A 1,945-nucleotide genomic window follows, 5' to 3' on the forward strand; every position below is an offset into this window, starting at 1 on the left:
AGAAATCAACGCCAATGGGAATCCCCTCGCGATTCAGACCGGTCGAAAGCCGCTCTATATCTACAAGAATAGGTCCAACATGAAGCCCATCATTGATTCCACGGAAAAATCGATTTAAATAATGTCTATTTATATATCCAGATTGATAAGATACATTGTCATCTATTACAACAACAATATTATCGTGACATAAATATTTTTCTCTATTTGATAATATTTCATTAGGAGAAACATTATTATATTTAGAAAAATACTTAAAATACCTATTTCCTTGTTCTAATTCTGAATTTATTCCCAATCTATCAATTATAATTACATCTGGAACTCCAATTCTATAAATAGAATTAACTATATTAATTATATTATATTTATTTTTCTCATATTTATTTATAACATATATTATAGTTGTTGAAAAAAAGCCAATTCTCAATTCTTTTCATAGCACAACCCTCAATTATCCATAGATTAATAAAATAATTATAATTTTACCATCTTGTCATAATTTTCTATGTAATTATGATCAATATCTATATTGTATCTAATCATTTCCATATCACTCCAAATGGCCATTGTTCTCATCAAGCAAATCCACTTGCTTGTCAAACATTCACTACGAGGGGCATTTCCTTCGAATGATAGAGTCCTGATTGTCAATCGGTGTGCAAGATTGGCTCTGGCGCAATTTTGGTGTTGTCCGGTACACATGGACCCGATGAGACTCGCTTCGAGCAAGTCGAGCTTTCCGCGGCCGTACATCTGGCGCTTTACGAGCTTGAGCTTGGTGATTTGGCCTTCGGTCTGGCGATTGGACCAGGGCGATGTGATCGCCATGCGGATGGCGGGCTGATCTTTTAGGATGCCCGCACGGCGAATGAGGTGACGAGGCTGTTCTGGGCCCAATCGAGCCACGGCACCAGATCGGCGTCGCATTTCCTGCGGATCATGTTTTGAAAGGCGACGATGATGTCGCGGGCTTCGGTGAGCCGCGGCGCGCCGGCTTCGATAGCGGCGAGCGTCACGGCCTCCGCTTTGTTCAGGCCGTCCCAGCCGATGGTCATGAGCTGCGCGATCTTCCGGGCGGCAGGTGTATAGCCAATGGCTCTTTCGGCCTGTTCGGCCTTCCTGCGGCGAGACGCCCATTCACCGACTCCCCGTAGACTCCCCTGGAAGCCCCGTTGCCTGAGTTGTCGCCACAACTCGGCACTATTCCGCTGCTCCGCGGCTCATTGTTCGTCCAGCCAGGGCAGATATGGCTCGATAGAACTCTGCCGTGCCCGAAAAATCTCGGTGCGTTGGCCACGCAAGATATCACAGACGAGTTTGCGACTATGGCCGGTGCCGCGCTCGGCCGCCTTGATCGGTAGACCATCCTTCGCGAGATCGCTGATCACGACATTGGTTTCCTTGCGCCAAAGGTAGCTGTCATATTGCAGGCGCTCCGCCGACGTCAGCAATTCTGGATTGATGGTGGCGGCGCTGATTGCCTGGAGTATCTGCGCATGGATTTGCGCACGGCATTCAGGAAGGCGTGGCTGGCATTCTCCATGAGATGCCATCGATCCGCGACCTGCGTGGCGAGGGAGAGCTCTGGCAGCAGCCAACGCGTATCCGCCGCCACGGTCGCGCGCGACGATCTCGATCTGTGCCTGCCCGGCAAGCCATGCTTGCGTCGTCACCGGCTCTCGATCGAGTAAAAGTGCAATCGTGCGCCGTCGTTCAAGATCACAGACGATCGTGCCGTAGCGGAAATTGCGCCGCCATCCCTCCGCTGGCTTTCCACCAACCAATGGCTGGCGGAACCTTGGCCAGCTTGGCCAGTCATCAACGCCTACGACACGCTGCTGGTCGACCGCCCAGTGCCAACCCAAGATGCTGAACAATGGTATCCAGTCGCGCGGTTCGGCGCGCCTATGATGCCAGTTCCCCGAACCGCTCAGCAAAAATC

Annotated in this window: 1 protein-coding gene and 1 pseudogene; both read right to left on the reverse strand. The window is 49.8% G+C overall.

The window, feature by feature from the left end; all coding sequences use genetic code 11:
* A partial coding sequence (locus APM_RS21760; RefSeq protein WP_007424773.1) for a hypothetical protein occupies positions 1-430 on the reverse strand: 430 nt, incomplete at its 3' end.
* Between the two features lie 278 nt (positions 431-708).
* Positions 709-1,908: pseudogene (locus tag APM_RS23180) on the reverse strand (transposase); the annotation flags it as partial.
* Positions 1,909-1,945 lie beyond the last annotated feature (37 nt).

The sequence above is a fragment of the Acidiphilium sp. PM genome, from assembly GCF_000219295.1.
In the GTDB taxonomy this organism is placed as follows: Bacteria; Pseudomonadota; Alphaproteobacteria; order Acetobacterales; family Acetobacteraceae; genus Acidiphilium; species Acidiphilium multivorum.